Genomic DNA, 18192 nt, shown 5'->3' with positions numbered 1-18192 from the left:
GAAAGAGAGCCTCTTACTCTCTCCTTTAGGCTTCTTTTTTGTTTTGAATAATTGTAATAGGGTCATCATACTGTGATATACAGGAGGTGACTATGTCCGAGAAGACTGGGACAGGATGCGGATTGCAGCTTCAAATCAAGCAGTCCGTAAAAATGATTAGTAGTCACGTCAAATGCAGTATGAATCGATCTAACGGCGGGACTATGTAAGGAGGACGGAAGAAATGGGTTTGTTCCGGAATGAGGAGTCCCATGAATCGCGCTCATCCAGCATGTCTTACGCATTGCGGTGGCAACAAGAACACTTACGTCAAGTGGCTGTCGTTGGGGCAGTAGCTGTCGCACTCATCATCGTTACCCTAATCTGGTATTTCACTCAAAATAGCAAGCAGGTTCACTTGGTTGTTGATGGGCAAAGTCAAAGCATTGAAACCCGTCATTCGCTGGTCAATCAGGTACTGGAGGAGCAGTCCATCGCATTGAATCCCGAGGATTCGATCTCGGTGGCCTTGAATAGCCCCATCGAAGACGGAGACAAGATCGTGATCGTACGAGCCGTTCCTGTCAAGGTGAATGTTGATGGAGCTACGAAGCTGCACTTTACTACACAAAAAAGTGTTCAAAAGGCAATTGCTGAGCTTGGCATTAACGTCGATAATGACGATAAGGTGACCCCGGCTCTGGACAGCAAGGTTGAAGCCAACCAAGAAATTCAAATTGTACGCGTAACAAAACATACCGTACAGACAAAGGACGTCATTCCTTTCACCGTCGTAAAGACTTCGGACGATACGTTGCTAAAGGGCAACACCAAAGTGACCTCTGAAGGCAGTGAAGGCGTGATTGTTCATAATTACGAAAAAGTCTTTGAAGACGGAGTTCTCGTGTCCAAAACCTGGCTGGGGAAAGTAGTGGAAAAAGAATCTACTCCGAAGGTCATTGCTGTTGGTACGAAGAAGCCCGCAGTTGTTGCAGCCGCGACGATTACCCGTACAGATAATTCGGTGAACATCAGCGGAGTAACAACCAAGGGCGGCGTCTCTTTTGAATATAAAAAAGTGCTTAAGAACGTAACTCTGACCGCATATTCCTCGGAAGAAGACGGAATCGGAACGCGCACAGCCTCCGGTACGCGGGTTACCGAAGGCAGAACGATCGCGGTGGATAAATCGGTCGTTCCGCTTGGCTGGTGGGTATACATCGAAGGTATTGGATTCCGCAAGGCGGAGGATACCGGCGGTGCCATTAAGGGAAACAAAATGGATGTATACTATGATTCTCTGAAAGCGGCACAGAGCTTTGGCCGCAAAAAGGGTCGTACCGTCTATGTCATCGGCCCGACGAAGCCGGAGCTGAACTAGAGCGATCCCTCGTTTACTTTGCATGGGGAATGGGATACTATTAGGGTGAGTGAATAAGACACGGATAAGAAGAGGAGAATTCCTCTTCTTTTTGTTGTAAAGACTTTAGATGATTTGACGGAAAGGAAATGGATCAGGATGATCAAGGAGGTCATTGTCGTCGAGGGGAGAGACGATACGGTTGCCATCAAGCGAGCTGTTGAGGCGGATACGATTGAGACCGGTGGATCGGCGATCAACGAGATGACATTGAGGAAAATAGCCCTGGCGATGGAGAGACGAGGGGTTATTATTTTTACCGATCCGGACCATGCGGGGGAGCGTATACGCAAAATCGTCGCCCGCCGGGTACCAGGATGCAAGCATGCCTTCCTGACAGAGGTGGATGCGACGAAGCGGGGCGATATCGGCGTGGAGAATGCCTCTCCGGAGGCCATTCGTCATGCCTTGGCCCATGTCCGGACGGAGATGGCTCCCGGAGCGGAGGCCGCGGATAAGGAATTCCAGATTACCTGGAGCGATCTGATAGAAGCGGGGCTGATCGTACACCCCGAGGCGGCAGCCCGCCGCCGCTATATCGGTGAGATGCTGGGAATCGGCTATTGCAACGGAAAGCAGCTCTTTAAGCGGCTCTCCGTATTTCGAATTAGCCGGGAGGAATTTGCCGACGCCTTGAACAATTTGGAGAAGGAATGGGGAGACCGCCTGTGACGAATAGAGAGGACGTATCAACGCCGCGACGGACGAAGGAGATCATCCAGCGGCATGGATTTCAATTCAAGAAGAGCTTGGGTCAGAACTTCCTGATTGATCAGAATATTCTCGCCAAAATTGTGGGTGCTGCCGGTTTGGATGAGACCAAGGGTGCGTTGGAGATCGGTCCGGGGATTGGGGCTTTGACGGAGAAGCTTGCCCAGGCCGCAGGCAAGGTAACTGCTGTGGAGATCGACCAGCGTCTGCTGCCGATACTGAAAGAGGTTATGGAGCCTTATGAGCATGTCACGGTGGTCCATGGCGATGTGCTTAAGCTGGATTTACCGCAGCTGTTCGCGGAGCAATTCGGTGATTGCCAGTCGGTCAGCGTTGTGGCGAACCTCCCGTATTATGTGACTACACCGATCATGATGAATTTGCTTGAAGCGGGACTGCCCCTGGAGAATATCGTAGTTATGATCCAAAAGGAAGTTGCCGAGCGCATGGCCGCATCGCCTGGCGGCAAGGATTACGGCAGCCTGAGCATTGCCGTACAGTATTATAGCGAGCCGCAGCTGGTCTGTACGGTACCGCCTAGTGTGTTTATTCCGCAACCGAATGTTGAATCGGCTGTAATCCGCCTGAAGGTGCGTAAGACGGCTCCGGTGCAAGTGAAGGATGAATCCTTCTTTTTTGAGGTGGTACGGGCTTCTTTCACGCAGCGGAGAAAGACGATTGCGAACAATCTGAAGAGCCGCTTCTTCTCAGGCGAAGGGCGGGAGCGTCTTGAGGCCCTATTGGCTGAAGCCGGGGTCGAGCCTTCCCGACGCGCAGAGACGCTCAGTTTGCAGGAGTTCGCCGTGCTCAGTGACGTCCTGTATGCTGCAGGACTAACCGTCTAATCATTCATGTAACCAATCACCTCATTTGCCCATACGATGGGAAAGAGGTGATTGATTTGACGAGTATGGGAGACTTGGTCGTCCGCAAATCCTATGGTGGAGATATCACTTTCCGGATAGAGAAGATCGTGCGGGAGCAGGCCATTATCAAAGGGACAGAATTTCGGCTCTTGGCGGATGCGCCGCTGAGCGATTTGACCAGAGTAAATCAAGCTGCAGCGGGGGAAGAGAAAGCCAGGATCAAGGCGACGGAATCCCTGGAGAGGCTGCATCAGAACCGGAAGCAGTTAGCCGAGCGGAATCAATCCGAAGTGAGCCGGGAATGGTACGTGAGCGGAGAGCCCTCTTACTTCGAGGTTCCGGGTACGGTTCTGCATCTGGACGGTGATGAGCGCTATTTGAAAAAAAGCATGAGCCTGTATGAGAAACTCCGTGTACCGGCCCACGGATATTATATCAACGAATCCGGCATGGCCAATGCCTTGTACCGCCTGCTGCCCAGCATCCAGCCGGATATTGTGGTGCTGACCGGTCATGATGGAGTGTTAAAGAATCGGCCCACGACGGATTTATATAGCTTATCCAGCTATAAGAATTCCAAGCACTTTGTGGAGGCCATTCAGACAGCCAGACAATACGAACGGAACTTCGATGCCTTAACCATCGTCGCAGGAGCCTGCCAGTCGCATTTTGAGGCGCTGCTCCAAGCCGGAGCCAATTTTGCGTCCTCTCCCTCCCGCGTGCTGATTCATGCGCTGGATCCAGTCTACATCGCTGCCAAGGCGTCTCTAACCTCAATTCGGGATACGATTCATATCACGGATGTCTTGAATCATACGGTTAGCGGAACGCAAGGAGTCGGAGGGATCGAGACTCGAGGCTGCTATCGGATCGGCTTGCCAAAATTGAAGGATTTGTCGGCGCTGAAGGTCATTCCGTCGATGTAATTTCACAAATTTATAGCTTAACCCCGAATGCTGAAAAAAAACCGTTGACAACCGTTTTTTCATGCTGATATAATTATTTATTTTGATTTGACAAAACCCCCACCTTTCTTGTATAATGGACAAAGAAGGAAGGTGGTCACAGGCAATGGCTAAAAATGCGCTGTCAGAAATAAAACATAGTCTTGACGCTCACGTGGGACAGAAGATTATGCTGCGTGCAAACGGTGGTCGCCGTAAGACCGTAGAACGCACCGGAGTGTTGGAGGAGACCTATCCTTCGGTCTTCATCGTTAAGCTGGATGAAGAGCAGCAATCAACCAAGCGTGTATCCTATAGTTACGCCGATATCCTTACCGAATCCGTTGAAGTCATGATCGGTGACAGTGACAATGGGATGAGGCTATCGTATTCGAAACCTTAAACATCTTGTGGGATGACAAAACCGGCTCAGTGAAAATTTCACTTGAGCCGGTTTTTTATTTTCACGGTGTTCATTTATCGCGGACATCATTGTCTATTTCGATCCAGACGCATGGAAGATTTCACTTGGCATGAATCCGGGCGATGAGAGCACACTACAGATGTGTTCCCTGATTCCTATATCCAAGGAGGAGTGTACATGTCGCGCAGAAGACGCAGTACCATGTCTGAGGCTCTGAAGGTAGAGTTGGCGAAGGATCTTGGGTTCTACGATACGGTCCAGCAGGAAGGCTGGGGCGGGATACGGGCGAAGGATGCCGGCAATATGGTCAAGCGGGCTATAGAGCTGGCGGAGCGTGCCGCATCCAAGCAGCAATAGATATGGCAATCCGCGGGCTTCCTGATGAAGGAGCCCGCCCTCGTTCTGTCTGCTATTCACTACTTCTGCATTCTGGCATTTTGGCTGAGAGAAAGAGAATGTCTTCTGTGCATAGACTTAGCGCGTACTTTTTTTTATAATAAGCTAAGTCTGACACGGTGAAGGAAGGGGCGGGCGGAATGAAAATATACGAAAAGGCGCCAGCTAAAATCAATTTAATGCTGGATGTTCTACATAAACGCCCGGACGGCTATCATGAGGTTGAGATGATCATGTCCATGGTAGACTTGTCCGATCGTCTGGAAATGAGTGCTCTCCCCGGAGATACGATCATTATCTCTAGCCAGGCTGGCTATATCCCATTGGATGAGAAGAACCTGGCTTTTCAGGCAGCCAGATTACTTAAGGATCGTTATGATGTCAGAAGCGGGGTTCATATTCATTTGGATAAGAAAATCCCTGTTGCCGCAGGCTTGGCTGGCGGAAGCAGTGATGCTGCCGCAGCTCTTCGCGGACTGAACCGGTTATGGAACCTCGGGATCTCGCAGGAAGAGCTGAAGAAGCTTGGTGCAGAGCTTGGCTCGGATGTGCCCTTCTGCATAACCGGAGGAACTGCCCTTGCTACCGGCAGGGGAGAGAAGCTGACTCCCTTGAGCCCGCCTCCACAATGCTGGGTCATCCTGGCGAAGTTGCCGATCAATGTATCGACGGCGGATGTGTATGGACGGCTAAGAGCCGATGAGCTTGTCTCGCATCCTTCGGCCGCACGGATGAGAGCGGCGATTGAGCAGGGTTCTTTTGATGGAGTGTGCAGAGAGCTTGGAAATGTGCTGGAGGACGTGACACTGGAGCTGTACCCGGATGTGGCTCATTTAAAGAACACGATGATCCGGCTAGGAGCCGATGGCGTTCTGATGTCCGGAAGCGGCCCGACCGTATTCGGGCTGGTATCAAAGGAATCGAAGGTTCCGAGAATCTATAACGGCCTTCGCGGCTTCTGCAAAGAGGTGTACGCGGTTCGCCTTTTAACATAAAGTTTGGAAACGACAGGAAAAAACTTGATAAAAAACGTACAAAAATGTTATATTTACAATATAATATTCGGATTTAGCGAGGGATTCTTCGTGAAAAAATTTAAGAGAAGCGCCCGGTTGGTGGAAATGACCCAGTATTTATTGGCAAGACCGCATCAACTCATCCCGCTAACCACTTTTGCCCAGCGCTATGGCGCGGCTAAGTCTTCAATCAGCGAGGATCTCGGGATCATAAAAGAAGTATTCGAAGAGGAAGGCACCGGTGAGCTGCAGACGCTGGCCGGGGCTGCGGGAGGCGTAAGATATATCCCGAAGATGGGCAGGGAGCAGGCGCTTGATTTTGTGAGTCGTCTGTGTGAGAAGTTGTCAGAGCCGGAGCGGATTCTGCCTGGCGGCTATTTGTATATGTCTGATTTGCTTGGCTTGCCGGGCTTTATGCAGGAGGCGGGCAAATTATTTGCTACCGCATTTGCAGGCAAAGACATTGATTGTGTCATGACCGTGGAGACGAAGGGTATTCCGCTGGCTTATGCTACGGGGGCGGAACTGAACCTGCCGGTCGTACTGGTGCGCCGTGATCATCAGGTGACGGAAGGCTCAGCCGTAAGCATTAACTATGTGTCCGGTTCTCATAAGAGTCTGCATACGATGACTTTGTCCCGGAGAGCTCTGAAGGAGAAGTCAAAGGTGCTAATCGTTGACGACTTCATGAAGGCGGGGGGCACCATCCAGGGGATGGTAGATTTGTTAGCGGAGTTCAATGCCACAGTTGCCGGAGTCGGCGTTCTGGTAGAGTCTGGAGAAGTGGAATCCGGACAGCGGTTGCTGCAGGATTATATCTCGTTGGCTACCCTGACCGCAGTGGATGCGAAGGAAAAGGAAATTTCGGTTGCTCCGGGGAATTATTTTTCCTAGAAAAATAGGGCATTCAATGTCGATTCCCTGTAAAACGACTGGAATTTAAGACGAAACATGTCGAAAAGCTCTTTTTTTCAAAAAAAACCTTGAAATCAGGCTATTTTGTTCGCAAAAAAAAAAGGATTTCCGTTTGCTATGTGGAATATTACACCAAGTCTCTGATGGAAAAAGGTGGTGAACACATATGCAAATTACGGATGTAAGACTCCGCCGAGTCAGCTCTGAAGGCAGAATGAAAGCGATCGCATCCATTACCATCGATAACGAGTTTGTTGTTCATGACATTCGTGTGATTGATGGCAACAATGGGATGTTCGTGGCTATGCCAAGCAAGCGTACTCCAGACGGGGAATTCCGGGACATTGCGCATCCGATCTCTTCAGGAACACGGGAGAAGATCCAAGCTGCAGTCCTGGCTGAGTACGAGCGAGCTGCCGAACAAGAAGAGGTTGCTATTGAAGAGGGAGCTTAAGTCATTAGTTTTGATTCTTTAATTGGGGTTCGAGAAAAGGGAGCCATGTGATCATGGCTCTCTTTTCTTTTTGCCCTAAATGAGATATATTCAGTAATGAGTTCAAGAGAAGGAGGCCAGGGCCTTGAAAAGATTTGCGATTATTCTTGCCGCAGGTCAAGGGAAGCGAATGAAGTCGAAGCTCTACAAAGTTTTGCATCCCGTAAGCGGCAAACCGATGGTCGGGCATGTGCTTGATACGGTGAAGAAAATCGAATGTGAGCGCAGAATCGTGGTTGTAGGCCACGGCGCCGATGCGGTCAAGTCTTATCTGGGAACGAGTGCCGAATACGTGTTGCAAGAGCAGCAGCTGGGAACCGGACATGCCGTGAAGCAAGCCGGCGCCTTGCTCAGCCAGGAAGAGGGAACGACCATTGTGATTTGCGGCGATACTCCGCTTGTGAAAGAGGATACGCTGCAGGCTATGATCGAGCTGCATACCCGCCAAGGGGCTGCGGCGACGATTCTGACGGCGTCAATGGATCGGCCGCAGGGCTATGGACGGATTATTCGGGACACAGTCGGCGGCTCTGTTCTGCGGATTGTCGAGCAGAAGGACTGTACCCCCGATGAGGATGCGGTACAGGAGATCAACACGGGTACTTATTGCTTTGATAATGCGAAGTTATTTGCGGCGCTGGAGCAGGTAACAAACAGCAATGCTCAGCAGGAATACTACTTAACGGATGTTATCGGAATTCTGGTTCAAGCCGGAGAGAGTGTGGAAGGCTACCAAACCTCGGATCATTCGGAGTCGATCGGTGTCAATGATCGGCTGGCATTAGCTGAAGCGGAGGGTCTGATGCGTGAACGGATCAACCGGAAGCATATGCTCGGCGGAGTTACGTTAATTGATCCATCCTCTACCTATATCGGAGCGGATGTGGTCATCGGGGCAGATACGGTCATTTATCCGGGCACGACCCTGAAGGGACAGACTGTAATCGGTGAAGATTGCATTATCGGTCCCGCTGCGGAAATTGAAAACAGTGTGATTCATGATGGCGCGAAGGTAACACGGTCGGTCCTTACGCAGGCGGAAGTCGGTAAAGAAACGACGGTCGGACCGTTCGCTTATTTGCGTCCAGGCACCAAGCTTGGCGAGCATGTGAAAGTAGGAGATTTCGTAGAGATCAAGAACGCCACGCTGGATGACGGAGCCAAGGTATCCCATCTTAGTTATATCGGCGATGCCAAGGTCGGCAAGAACGTAAATATCGGCTGTGGTGCGATAACGGTCAATTACGATGGGTATAATAAATCAGTAACCGAAATTGGTGACAATGCGTTCATTGGCAGCAATGTCAATTTGATTGCTCCGGTCAAAATCGGTGACGGAGCCTTTGTAGTGGCAGGCTCGACAATTACCCACTCGGTTGGAGATAATGATCTGGCTATTGCCCGGATCCGGCAGGAGAACAAGCCGGGCTATGCCGATAAGATACGTGCCCGCGCCAAGGCGAAGGCACAAGCCAAGAAGCAGCAAGACTAACGGATGGTGTATTCAGAGCAGGTTTTTAATTTTTGACGGGATAACTAACTATCTACTAGCACGGAGGGTAATTAAATTTATGACTTATTGTGATTCTAAACTGAAGATATTCACTTGTAACTCTAATCCCAAGCTGGCCCATCAAATTGCAGATTACATCGGCATTCCGATGGGAGATTCGGAGACGACAAGCTTCAGCGATGGCGAGATTCAGGTCAAGCTGTCTGAGAGTGTCCGTGGTTGCCATGTGTATATCGTTCAATCGACCTGTGCACCGGTCAACGATAATTTGATGGAGCTGCTTGTCATGGTAGATGCTCTGAAACGGGCTTCGGCCAAGAGCATCAACGTTGTTATTCCGTACTATGGTTATGCCCGTCAGGACCGCAAAGCTCGTTCGCGTGATCCGATTACGGCCAAGCTAGTAGCGAATTTGATCGAGAAGGCGGGAGCCCACCGTGTGATTACGATGGATCTGCACGCTATGCAGATTCAGGGCTTCTTCGATATTCCGGTCGACCATATGCTCGGCGTTCCGATTCTGGCTCAATATTTCCGTTCCAAGCACATCCAGAATCCGGTGGTTGTATCCCCGGACCATGGCGGTGTTGTTCGTGCGCGTAAGCTGGCAGACTTCCTGAACGCACCTCTGGCTATTATCGATAAGCGCCGTCCGGAGCCGAATGTGAGCGAAGTGATGAACATTATTGGTAATATCGAGGGCAAGACGGCGATTCTTATCGATGATATCATCGATACGGCAGGCACTATTATTCTTGGCGCCAATGCCTTGAAGGAAGGCGGCGTGGAAGAGGTATACGCTTGTTGTACGCATCCGGTGCTGTCGGGACCGGCGATGGAGCGTCTTGAGAATTCGCCGCTGAAGGAAGTTATCGTAACGGATACCATTCCGATTATCCATCCGAATCCGACCAGCAAGCTGAAGATTTTATCCGTTGCTCCGCTTATGGGTGAAGCGATCATTCGCGTCCATGAGGAGCTGTCCATCAGCAAGCTGTTCGAGATCGAATAAGCACATCAAGTTATTGAGATTACATCAGGGGTTGCGCCCTCGTGCAAAGGGCGCAACCCCTGTCGGCGTATGATGATACAAGACGTGGAGGTACTGCAATGAAATGGATCGTAGGTCTTGGCAATCCCGGGACCAAGTATGAGAAGACAAGGCACAATGTCGGCTTTATGGCGCTTGATGAATTGGCCAGACGCCATAGCATCGCCATCAAGCAGAGCAAATGCAAGGCATTGATCGGCGAAGGCATGCTGCCGGGAGGCAAGGTGGCGCTGATCAAGCCAATGACCTATATGAACCTGTCCGGTGAAGCCGTTCGTGCTTTTATGGATTATTATAAAGTGCCGCTGGAAGACATGATCGTCGTCTACGATGATCTGGATACGGAGGTAGGGCGCAACCGGCTTCGCTATCAGGGAAGTGCGGGGGGACACAACGGCATCAAGTCCATCATCCAGCATACCGGAACCCAGAGCTTTAACCGGATCCGTATGGGGATTTCCCGTCCAGAACCGGGGTTCGCGGTGGTAGACTATGTCTTGTCAGGCTTCAGCAAGAAGGAAGTGCCGCTGCTGACCCAGTCCATTGAAGCGGCGTGTGATGCGCTGGAGTACAGTCTGGACCATACGTTTGAACAGACCATGGCCAAGTTCAACGGTTAGGACAAGTAACAAAAGGCATTAGTCCATGTGGCGATTTTAGTGACAAAAAGCATTAAAATTGTGAGCGTGGGACTCAAGAAAGTGGACATAATCTGAACCACTGAGCTCAACTTTTTACTGAACGAGACTTGATACAAGGTTAACTGGGCATACTGAAGGGTATAATCGACCTTCGGGAGGCATATAGATATGGCTATAAACTATGTTTGCAGGCATTGCCGTACATTTATTGGTAGAATAGATTCAGACCAGGTATCTGAGTCCCAGCTGGGGTTCCAATTCTTGACCCCCGATGAGCGCAGAGATATAATAGCGTATAATTCGAACGGAGATACAACAGTCCGGATTACATGCGATTATTGCAAAGAAGCGCTGGACAACAACCCGGAATTGACGCTCCTCTCGAATCTTCTGCAGTAAATGGATAACAGATACAGAGCCTTGGCACGGTTGCTGAGGCTCCTTTTTGCTTCGCTGTACTCGCTGTAATGACATGGATTGTTGAAAATAATAGTTATTAGAGAGGTGCCTCATTTGTTACAAGCACTAATACAAGCATTTTCCCGCGACACGGACTTTGCATCCATGGTGGCGGGAGTAGGTGCAGGGATGAAGGAGCAGTTAATCTCGGGTTTGTCGGGTTCTTCCCGGCAAGTAGCGCTGGCTGCCCTGCATCAGGAGAGTAATCGGCCCCTGCTCATCGTGACCCATAATATGTTTGCCGCACAGAAAATTGCTGAGGATTTGCAGGAAGCGCTCTCACCCGGTCAAGTCTTACTTTATCCGGCCAATGAGCTGGTTGCTGCAGAGGCGGCGGTCTCGAGTCCCGAGACGCTGGCTCAGCGAATCGAGGTTCTGCTGCAATGTTCCTCCCGTTCATTCCGGGGCATTGTGGTGGTGCCTTATTCTGGTGTGCGCCGCTTTATTCCGGTTCCGGAGGAGATCGCCGAAGCCGGCTTGTCCATCGAGCTGGGTGGCATTCTGGAGCTGGATTCCTTCCTCAGCCACATGGTCAAGCTTGGCTATGAGCGAGTGGAACGTGTAGAGTCACGGGGCGAGATGAGCGTGCGCGGCGGAATTATCGACTTCTATCCGCTAACCTCGTCACTTGCCTACCGTGTGGAATTATTTGATGACGAAATCGATTCGATCCGTACCTTTGACCCGGCTGACCAGCGCTCCATCGAGCAGGTTAAGCAGGTAAGCGTTCCTCCCTGCAAGGAATTGATCGCTTCCAAGGAGCGGCTGGAGAAGGCTGCACAAATGGCCGAGGTTCGCTTGCAGATGCAATTGGAGAAGATGACTGACCGTCAGGCCAAGAACAAGCTTCGGGACGAAATTTCCCGCGAGCTTGAGCTGATGAGAGAGCATGTGTATTTCCCTGAAATCTATAAATATATATCCTTGATCTACCCTGAGAATAAAATACTGTATGATTACATGCCAGATGATACGTTATTGATTCTGGACGAACCGGCTCGTCTGCTGGAGACAGCAAGACAGCTGGAGCGGGATGAATCCGAGTGGAATCTGCATCTGCTTCAGAATGGCAAGAGCCTGCCGGAGCTGCCGCTCGCGCTCAGCGGAGACCGTGTTCTATATCACCGTCCGTTCCAGACCCTGTTCCTGTCGTTGTTCCTGCGTCAGGTTCCGCATACCCAGCCACAGAACATTCTGAACTTTGTCAGCCGGACCATGCAAGATTTCCATGGGCAGATGAATGTATTGAAGGCAGAGATGGAGCGATGGAAGAAGAGCGGAGCCCAGGTCATTATGCTGGCCAACGGGGAAGAGCGAATGGATCGGATGCGCCGGGTCCTGGAGGATTACGGGATCGAGGAGCCTACCCTGCTTCAAGGAAATCTGCAGTCCGGCTTCGAGCTTCCTTCCGTGCATCTGGTTGTCATCACGGAAGGCGAGATGTTCTCGCAGAAGCAGCGCAAGGTGCGCAAGGCCGGAAAGAGCATGGACAATGCGCAGCGGATCAAGAGCTACTCCGAGCTGAAGGTCGGCGATTATGTGGTTCATCAAAATCACGGAATCGGGAAGTATCTGGGGATCGGAACGCTTGAAGTTGGCGGAATTCATAAGGACTACATGCATATCATGTACGCCGGCGGAGATAAGCTCTCCGTTCCGATAGAGCAGATTGATATGATTCAGAAGTATGTAGCCTCCGAAGACAAAGAGCCCAAGATTTACAAGCTTGGCGGAAATGAATGGACCCGGGTTAAGAACAAGGTTCGTTCCTCCGTTCAAGATATAGCCGATGATCTCATTAAGCTGTATGCAGAGCGGCAAGCCTCTCCGGGCTATGCCTTTGAGAAGGATAGTCCGGAGCAGCAGGAGTTCGAGGGTATGTTCCCGTATGAGGAAACTCCGGATCAATTGCGCGCCATTGAGGAGATCAAGAAGGATATGGAGCAGTCCCGTCCGATGGATCGCCTGCTGTGCGGTGATGTCGGTTACGGGAAGACCGAGGTAGCGATTCGCGCGGCCTTCAAGGCAGCAATCGAGGGCAAGCAGGTTGCCGTACTCGTGCCGACGACGATTTTGGCTCAGCAGCACTATGAGACTTTCCGTGAACGGTTCGGCGAGTATCCGATCAACATTCAGTCCCTGAGCCGGTTCCGCAGCCGGAAGGAGCAGAACGAGACCATCAAGGGTGTCCGGCAAGGAACCGTTGATATCGTCATCGGAACGCATCGTATTTTATCCCAGGACCTGGTGTTCAAGGATTTGGGATTGCTGATTGTCGATGAGGAGCAGCGCTTTGGCGTGACGCATAAGGAGAAGCTCAAGAAGCTGAAGACCAATGTGGATGTGCTTACCCTGACGGCTACACCGATTCCGCGGACCTTGCATATGTCGATGCTCGGAGTACGGGATTTGTCGGTCATCGAGACACCGCCGGAGAATCGTTTCCCGGTACAGACTTATGTAGTGGAGCACAGTCAGGCGCTGGTGCGCGAATCCATTGAGCGTGAAATGGCCCGGGGCGGTCAAATTTACTATTTGTACAATCGGGTGCAAGGCATCCAGGAGATGGCTGCACAGATTTCGATGCTGGTGCCGGATGCACGAGTCGGGATCGGTCATGGGCAAATGTCCGAGCAGGAGCTGGAGAAGACCATTCTTGATTTCCTGGACGGAGAGTATGATGTGCTTGTCAGCACGAGCATTATTGAGACAGGGGTCGACATCCCGAACGTGAATACCCTGATTGTTCATGATGCAGATAAGATGGGATTGTCCCAGCTGTATCAGCTGCGGGGACGTGTCGGGCGCTCGAACCGGATAGCTTATGCTTATTTTACGTATCAACGGGATAAGTCCTTGACCGAGGTGGCCGAGAAGCGGCTTCAATCGATCAAGGAGTTCACCGAGCTTGGCTCCGGATTCAAGATCGCGATGCGCGACCTCTCGATTCGCGGTGCAGGCAACCTGCTTGGCGCGGAGCAGCACGGGTTCATCGCCTCCGTCGGCTTTGATCTGTATTCGCAGATGCTGGCGGAAGAGATTCAGAAGCGGAAAATTACGATGCTCGGCGAGCAGCAGGCAGATGAAATATCCTGGAATACCGCCATTGACTTGGGAATCGATGCGTATTTACCTTCCGATTACATTTATGATAGTATTCAGAAGATTGAGATTTATAAAAAGACAGCCTCTGCGGCTACCTTCGAGGAGGTTGCGGAGCTGGAGGACGAGCTGCTTGACCGTTTCGGGGAACTGCCGGAAGCCGTTCAGAATCTGATGTCTGTTGCACGGGTGAAGCTCTACGGCAAACGGTACGGGATTGAATCCGTCACCCTGCGCGGCGAGGAGGTTGTACTGAAGTTCTATGAAGGCAGGGAGAAGGTCATGGTCCCCGCCAAATTCATGGAAGTTGGAAATCTATTCGGAAGACGTGTACAATTTAATCAAGGATCAAATATCGTGGTCCGCATTCAAACCAAGGGAATGGACGAAAAAGAAATGATGGGCCTGCTGGAGCAGTTCCTGGGAGCCCTGAAGGACTCGTTCAAAGCGAAAGGGGAACTACAAAATGTTTCAAGGTAAAGGGCGTTCTTGGAAGACGCTGCTTATTGTTATGGCTACAGTGCTGACTGTGTCTGCACTCGCAGGCTGCGGCAAGAAAGAGGACAAAACGGCCAATAACGGCGAAAGCGATACCAGCAAGGTTATTGCTACTTATGATGGCGGCGAAATTACTGAGAATGAATTTGATCTGGAGCAGCGAATTGTACTTGCGCTTCAGCCGCAAATGGAACAGTTCTTGCAACTGGATGATTTCCGTGATTATTTGGTGAAGCAAGTAATTACTTATGAATATTTGGAAATGAAGGCTGACGATACGGCGAAGGAAACCGGCAAGAAGAAAGCGGAAGAGCAATTCGCAGCCATGAAGGAATCAATGGGAGCCGACCAGTTCAAGAGCATGCTGGACGCTCAAAAAGTAACTGAAGATGAATTCAAGAACTATATGATCAAGATCTATACCGTTATGCAAAGCGAACAGGCTAAAGTAACGGACGAGGATGTAGCAACTGAATTCGAAGCTACCAAGGAAGACTACATTACTGCATCCGTACGCCATATCCTGATCGGATTTACAGATAAGGAAGGCAATGAGCGCACCCAAGAGGATGCACTTAAGCTTGCGAATGAGGTAAAAGGAAAGCTGGATGCGGGTGAGGATTTTGCGACACTCGTGAAGGAATATTCCTCTGATGGTGAGACCAATATCAATAATGGCGGCCTGTATGCCGATACGCCAATCAGCAACTGGGTAACTGAATTCAAGGAGAAGGCAGCCACGCTTCCTTTGAATACGATCAGTGAGCCGGTGGAGACAACTTACGGCTACCACATCATGCGTGTGGAAGCACGTACGGAGAAGACACTGGATGATCTGACTCCAGATGAGAAGGATCTGATCAAGATGTCGATCGCTTCCCAGAAGCTGGATGAATTTATGAGCGGTGAACTGGAAGAGAAGGTCATCAAGAGCATTGATCTGCCAAAAGTAGAGACCCCTGAAGAAGGAGCCGACAGCGGCACTGAATCTGACGGCAATGCAGGTACCGATACCAATACGGGTACAGACACTAACGCAGGTACAGACAGCGGCAATGCAGGCACAGAAGGTACGGATACGAACAGCAAATAAGCTTTTTCCTTGCCAAGGCACAGGACAAGCCCGGCAGCGCGAGAATCCTCGCGCTGCCTTTCTGTCTGCCCGGGCCTTGAAAGGGAGGAAGGATATCCGGAAATTTATTATGCATAAGCGGCTGGAAAGGGATGAATACTATGGTCAGAATCACAACAGCCGAATCTCTCCTGAGCAGCCAATATCCGTATTTAAAAATAAGTGATCCAAAACCGAACAGTAGTTCAATACATCTTAAGAAAGCGGGGCAACATGTAAAATGAAAGCTACTGGAATTGTACGCCGTATTGATGATTTAGGCCGGGTAGTCATTCCGAAGGAGATCCGCCGCACATTGCGGATTCGTGAAGGTGATCCGTTGGAAATCTTCGTAGACCGTGATGGAGAAGTGATCTTGAAGAAATATTCGCCGATCGGAGAGTTGGGCGACTTTGCCAAGGAGTATGCGGAATCGTTGTATGAAAGCACCGGCCATACAACGCTGATCTCGGACAGGGATACACTGATCGCCGTGGCAGGCGCGTCCAAGAAGGAATATTTGGACAAGCCGATCAGCTCGCTGCTGGAGAATAGTATGGAGCACCGCAGAATCATTATCGAGACGAATACGGGGACTTATGAGATTAACCGCGATCATTCGGAGACCCTCTCCTCGTTTGTTATCGCTCCGATCATTTCAGGCGGGGATCCAATCGGTACAGTGGTTCTGATGAATAAGGATGATTCAATCAAAATGTCGGAGTTGGAATCAAAAATGGCGGAGACGGCGGCTGGATTCCTCGCCAAGCAAATGGAGCAATAGCACGCAAGCTGTGGGTGTCCGCAGATGGAACACATTCCCTGAGTACTCAAGACAACCGTCCTGAGCAGGGGTGTGTTTTTTGCTGTGTGCGGGAAGACAACCACAGGGAGCTTTATGGCGGGAAAAGAAGGTTTCGTCATATAATGGAACCTGAATGGTAATGTCGAATCCGAGAAGCAGGTACAAGTTCATGAAGCGCAAACAGACAAATTCTTCAGTCAGTCTCCTTAAGGGAGCAGCTGCATTAAGCATCGCGGCGATTGTCAGCAAGCTGATCGGCACCCTCCAGAAGATTCCGCTGCAAAATATCGGCGGAGATGGTGTCTTTGGCATTTATAATACCGTATATCCCTTTTATACCCTGATGATTACGCTTGCCGCGGCAGGTATTCCCACAGTTGTATCCAAATTCGTAGCAGAACGACGGGCGGAAGGGGATGAGACCGGCGAAATCAGGGTGTTGCGCACGGCATCATGGGCTATGCTTAGCTTTGGAGCCGCAGGAGGCGTGCTGATGTACCTGGGTGCTCCGCTGCTGGCGGAATGGATCGGCAGCAGCCAGCTTATTCCCGCATTCAGGGGAGCAGCACCGGCCCTGCTTTTTGTGCCGTTAAGCGCTGCGCTGAGAGGGTATTTTCAAGGGCAGAAAAATATGATGCCTACAGCAGTATCACAGGTGACGGAGCAAGTGGTCCGCGTTGCGGTAATGGTAGGGCTGCTGCTCTATTTCACCGCTCAAGGAGCTGCGGAGTCCGTGGTGGCCGGCAGTGCACTGGCCGGCTCGGCCTTTGGCGGGGCTGCGGGGTTGTTTGTTATGCTGCTGTATTGGAGGGACTACCGGAAGGCAGACCGTAGACGAGAAGGCGGGAATCCTGCCCGCAGAGGCAGCAACAAGGGCATGCTAAGGGAGATGCTGCGCTACGGCATTCCTATTTGTCTAGCTGCGTTGGCGGTCCCGCTAATCAGTCTGGTCGATACGTTCACGTTGCCTCGGCTGCTGGCTTTTCATGGGGATGAGCTCAAAGTAATGACCGCCGTAGGGATTTATAACCGGGGCATCCCGCTGGTACAAGTGGTGACCATGCTGGCCACCTCATTGTCGATGCTGTATATCCCGGTGATGGCGGAGCTGAATGCCAAGGGTGACCAGGAAGGAATTACACGGCACACCGGTCTGGCGCTTCGCTGGTTCTGGCTGATCGGCTTAGCTGCGTCGGCCGGTCTTGCCGTGCTGGCCGAGCCGATCAATATGATGCTGTATAAGGACAGCATCGGAAGCGCGACCTTCGCCTGGGTCGCCTGGAGCGCCGCTCCCGGCGCACTGGCCACCATTACGGCCGCGCTCCTCCAGGGCCTCGGCCGGGTGCGCGCACCGGCCGTTCACCTGCTCGCCGCCGCGGTGCTCAAGGCGGCGCTGAACGTGCTGCTCGTCCCGCAGCACGGCATGACCGGGGCGGCGATCGCAGGCATCGCCGCCTACGGCTGTGCAGCAGCGCTGAACCTCGCGCTGCTGCTTCGGCGCACCGGGCTTTGTCCGCGTCTGGCGGACGTGCTGGTGCGCCCTGCGGCGGCCATCCTGGCGATGATGGCCGCGGTGCTGCTGCTGCGCCTTGCTGCCGCAGCCTCGCTCCCGCCGGGCCGTCTGGCGGCCCTGGCGGAGAGCCTGCTCGGCGTGCTGCTCGGCGCAGCCGTGTTTGCGGCCGCCGCGGTGCGGGCGCGCCTGATCACTGCGGCAGAGCTGGGCGCCTTGCCGCGGTATGGACCGAAGCTGGTCAAAGCGCTTCGGAGGCTGCGGCTGCTTCGCTAGCGCCGGGGCCGTAAATTTTATTCTGCAGCCCTTCTGATGGTATAGTAAATAATGGACAGCGT

General features: G+C 51.6%; 17 protein-coding genes. All 17 read left to right on the top strand.

The window, feature by feature from the left end:
- Nucleotides 1-223 precede the first annotated feature (223 nt).
- The 17 genes from KQJ23_RS20605 (at nucleotide 224) to KQJ23_RS20525 (ending at nucleotide 18130) form a co-directional block, all read left to right on the top strand.
- The gene (locus tag KQJ23_RS20605) at nucleotides 224-1360 is read left to right on the top strand and encodes a resuscitation-promoting factor (protein ID WP_216480804.1); all 1137 of its coding nucleotides are present in this window, start codon (nucleotides 224-226) and stop codon (nucleotides 1358-1360) included.
- 138 nt (nucleotides 1361-1498) lie between these two features.
- Complete coding sequence (gene rnmV / locus KQJ23_RS20600; protein ID WP_216480803.1) at nucleotides 1499-2071, top strand: ribonuclease M5; 573 nt, start codon at nucleotides 1499-1501, stop codon at nucleotides 2069-2071.
- A complete protein-coding gene (gene rsmA / locus KQJ23_RS20595) occupies nucleotides 2068-2955 on the top strand; it encodes a 16S rRNA (adenine(1518)-N(6)/adenine(1519)-N(6))-dimethyltransferase RsmA (protein WP_346779436.1) in 888 nt (295 codons plus the stop codon). Before rnmV ends, rsmA begins: the two co-directional genes overlap by 4 nt.
- Nucleotides 2956-3020: 65 nt before the next feature.
- A complete protein-coding gene (gene yabG / locus KQJ23_RS20590) occupies nucleotides 3021-3902 on the top strand; it encodes a sporulation peptidase YabG (protein ID WP_216480820.1) in 882 nt (293 codons plus the stop codon).
- Nucleotides 3903-4047: 145 nt separating this feature from the next.
- Nucleotides 4048-4323, top strand: a complete 276-nt coding sequence (gene veg / locus KQJ23_RS20585; protein WP_044482610.1) for a biofilm formation stimulator Veg — start codon at nucleotides 4048-4050, stop codon at nucleotides 4321-4323.
- A 198-nt stretch (nucleotides 4324-4521) separates the two neighbouring features.
- Complete coding sequence (locus KQJ23_RS20580) at nucleotides 4522-4701, top strand: alpha/beta-type small acid-soluble spore protein (protein WP_044482609.1); 180 nt, start codon at nucleotides 4522-4524, stop codon at nucleotides 4699-4701.
- A 179-nt stretch (nucleotides 4702-4880) separates the two neighbouring features.
- Nucleotides 4881-5735, top strand: a complete 855-nt coding sequence (gene ispE / locus KQJ23_RS20575; RefSeq protein WP_216480801.1) for a 4-(cytidine 5'-diphospho)-2-C-methyl-D-erythritol kinase — start codon at nucleotides 4881-4883, stop codon at nucleotides 5733-5735.
- Nucleotides 5736-5825: 90 nt separating this feature from the next.
- Nucleotides 5826-6650: a pur operon repressor gene (gene purR / locus KQJ23_RS20570; RefSeq protein ID WP_216480800.1), complete on the top strand. Its 825-nt coding sequence runs from the start codon at nucleotides 5826-5828 to the stop codon at nucleotides 6648-6650.
- 187 nt (nucleotides 6651-6837) lie between these two features.
- Nucleotides 6838-7125, top strand: a complete 288-nt coding sequence (gene spoVG, locus KQJ23_RS20565; protein ID WP_044482607.1) for a septation regulator SpoVG — start codon at nucleotides 6838-6840, stop codon at nucleotides 7123-7125.
- 124 nt (nucleotides 7126-7249) lie between these two features.
- Nucleotides 7250-8656, top strand: a complete 1407-nt coding sequence (gene glmU, locus KQJ23_RS20560) for a bifunctional UDP-N-acetylglucosamine diphosphorylase/glucosamine-1-phosphate N-acetyltransferase GlmU (protein ID WP_216480799.1) — start codon at nucleotides 7250-7252, stop codon at nucleotides 8654-8656.
- A gap of 79 nt (nucleotides 8657-8735) precedes the next feature.
- Nucleotides 8736-9689 (top strand): ribose-phosphate diphosphokinase, encoded by a 954-nt coding sequence (locus KQJ23_RS20555; RefSeq protein WP_216480798.1) that lies wholly within the window; start codon nucleotides 8736-8738, stop codon nucleotides 9687-9689.
- A 98-nt stretch (nucleotides 9690-9787) separates the two neighbouring features.
- Nucleotides 9788-10348, top strand: a complete 561-nt coding sequence (gene pth / locus KQJ23_RS20550; protein ID WP_216480797.1) for an aminoacyl-tRNA hydrolase — start codon at nucleotides 9788-9790, stop codon at nucleotides 10346-10348.
- 189 nt (nucleotides 10349-10537) lie between these two features.
- Nucleotides 10538-10768, top strand: coding sequence for an anti-sigma-F factor Fin (gene fin, locus KQJ23_RS20545; protein WP_044482603.1), 231 nt, complete (start codon nucleotides 10538-10540; stop codon nucleotides 10766-10768).
- Nucleotides 10769-10882: 114 nt separating this feature from the next.
- The gene (mfd, locus tag KQJ23_RS20540) at nucleotides 10883-14410 is read left to right on the top strand and encodes a transcription-repair coupling factor (protein ID WP_216480796.1); all 3528 of its coding nucleotides are present in this window, start codon (nucleotides 10883-10885) and stop codon (nucleotides 14408-14410) included.
- Nucleotides 14397-15521, top strand: coding sequence for a peptidylprolyl isomerase (locus tag KQJ23_RS20535; protein ID WP_216480795.1), 1125 nt, complete (start codon nucleotides 14397-14399; stop codon nucleotides 15519-15521). Before mfd ends, KQJ23_RS20535 begins: the two co-directional genes overlap by 14 nt.
- A 259-nt stretch (nucleotides 15522-15780) precedes the next feature.
- On the top strand, nucleotides 15781-16323 hold the full coding sequence (spoVT, locus tag KQJ23_RS20530) for a stage V sporulation protein T (RefSeq protein WP_216480794.1): 543 nt from the start codon (nucleotides 15781-15783) through the stop codon (nucleotides 16321-16323).
- 190 nt (nucleotides 16324-16513) lie between these two features.
- Nucleotides 16514-18130, top strand: coding sequence for a putative polysaccharide biosynthesis protein (locus KQJ23_RS20525; RefSeq protein ID WP_216480819.1), 1617 nt, complete (start codon nucleotides 16514-16516; stop codon nucleotides 18128-18130).
- The last annotated feature ends 62 nt before the right edge of the window (nucleotides 18131-18192 follow it).

It is taken from the genome of Paenibacillus brevis, assembly GCF_018919145.1.
Lineage (GTDB): Bacteria > Bacillota > Bacilli > Paenibacillales > Paenibacillaceae > Fontibacillus > Fontibacillus brevis.
This window is presented reverse-complemented; position numbering and strand designations above follow the sequence as displayed.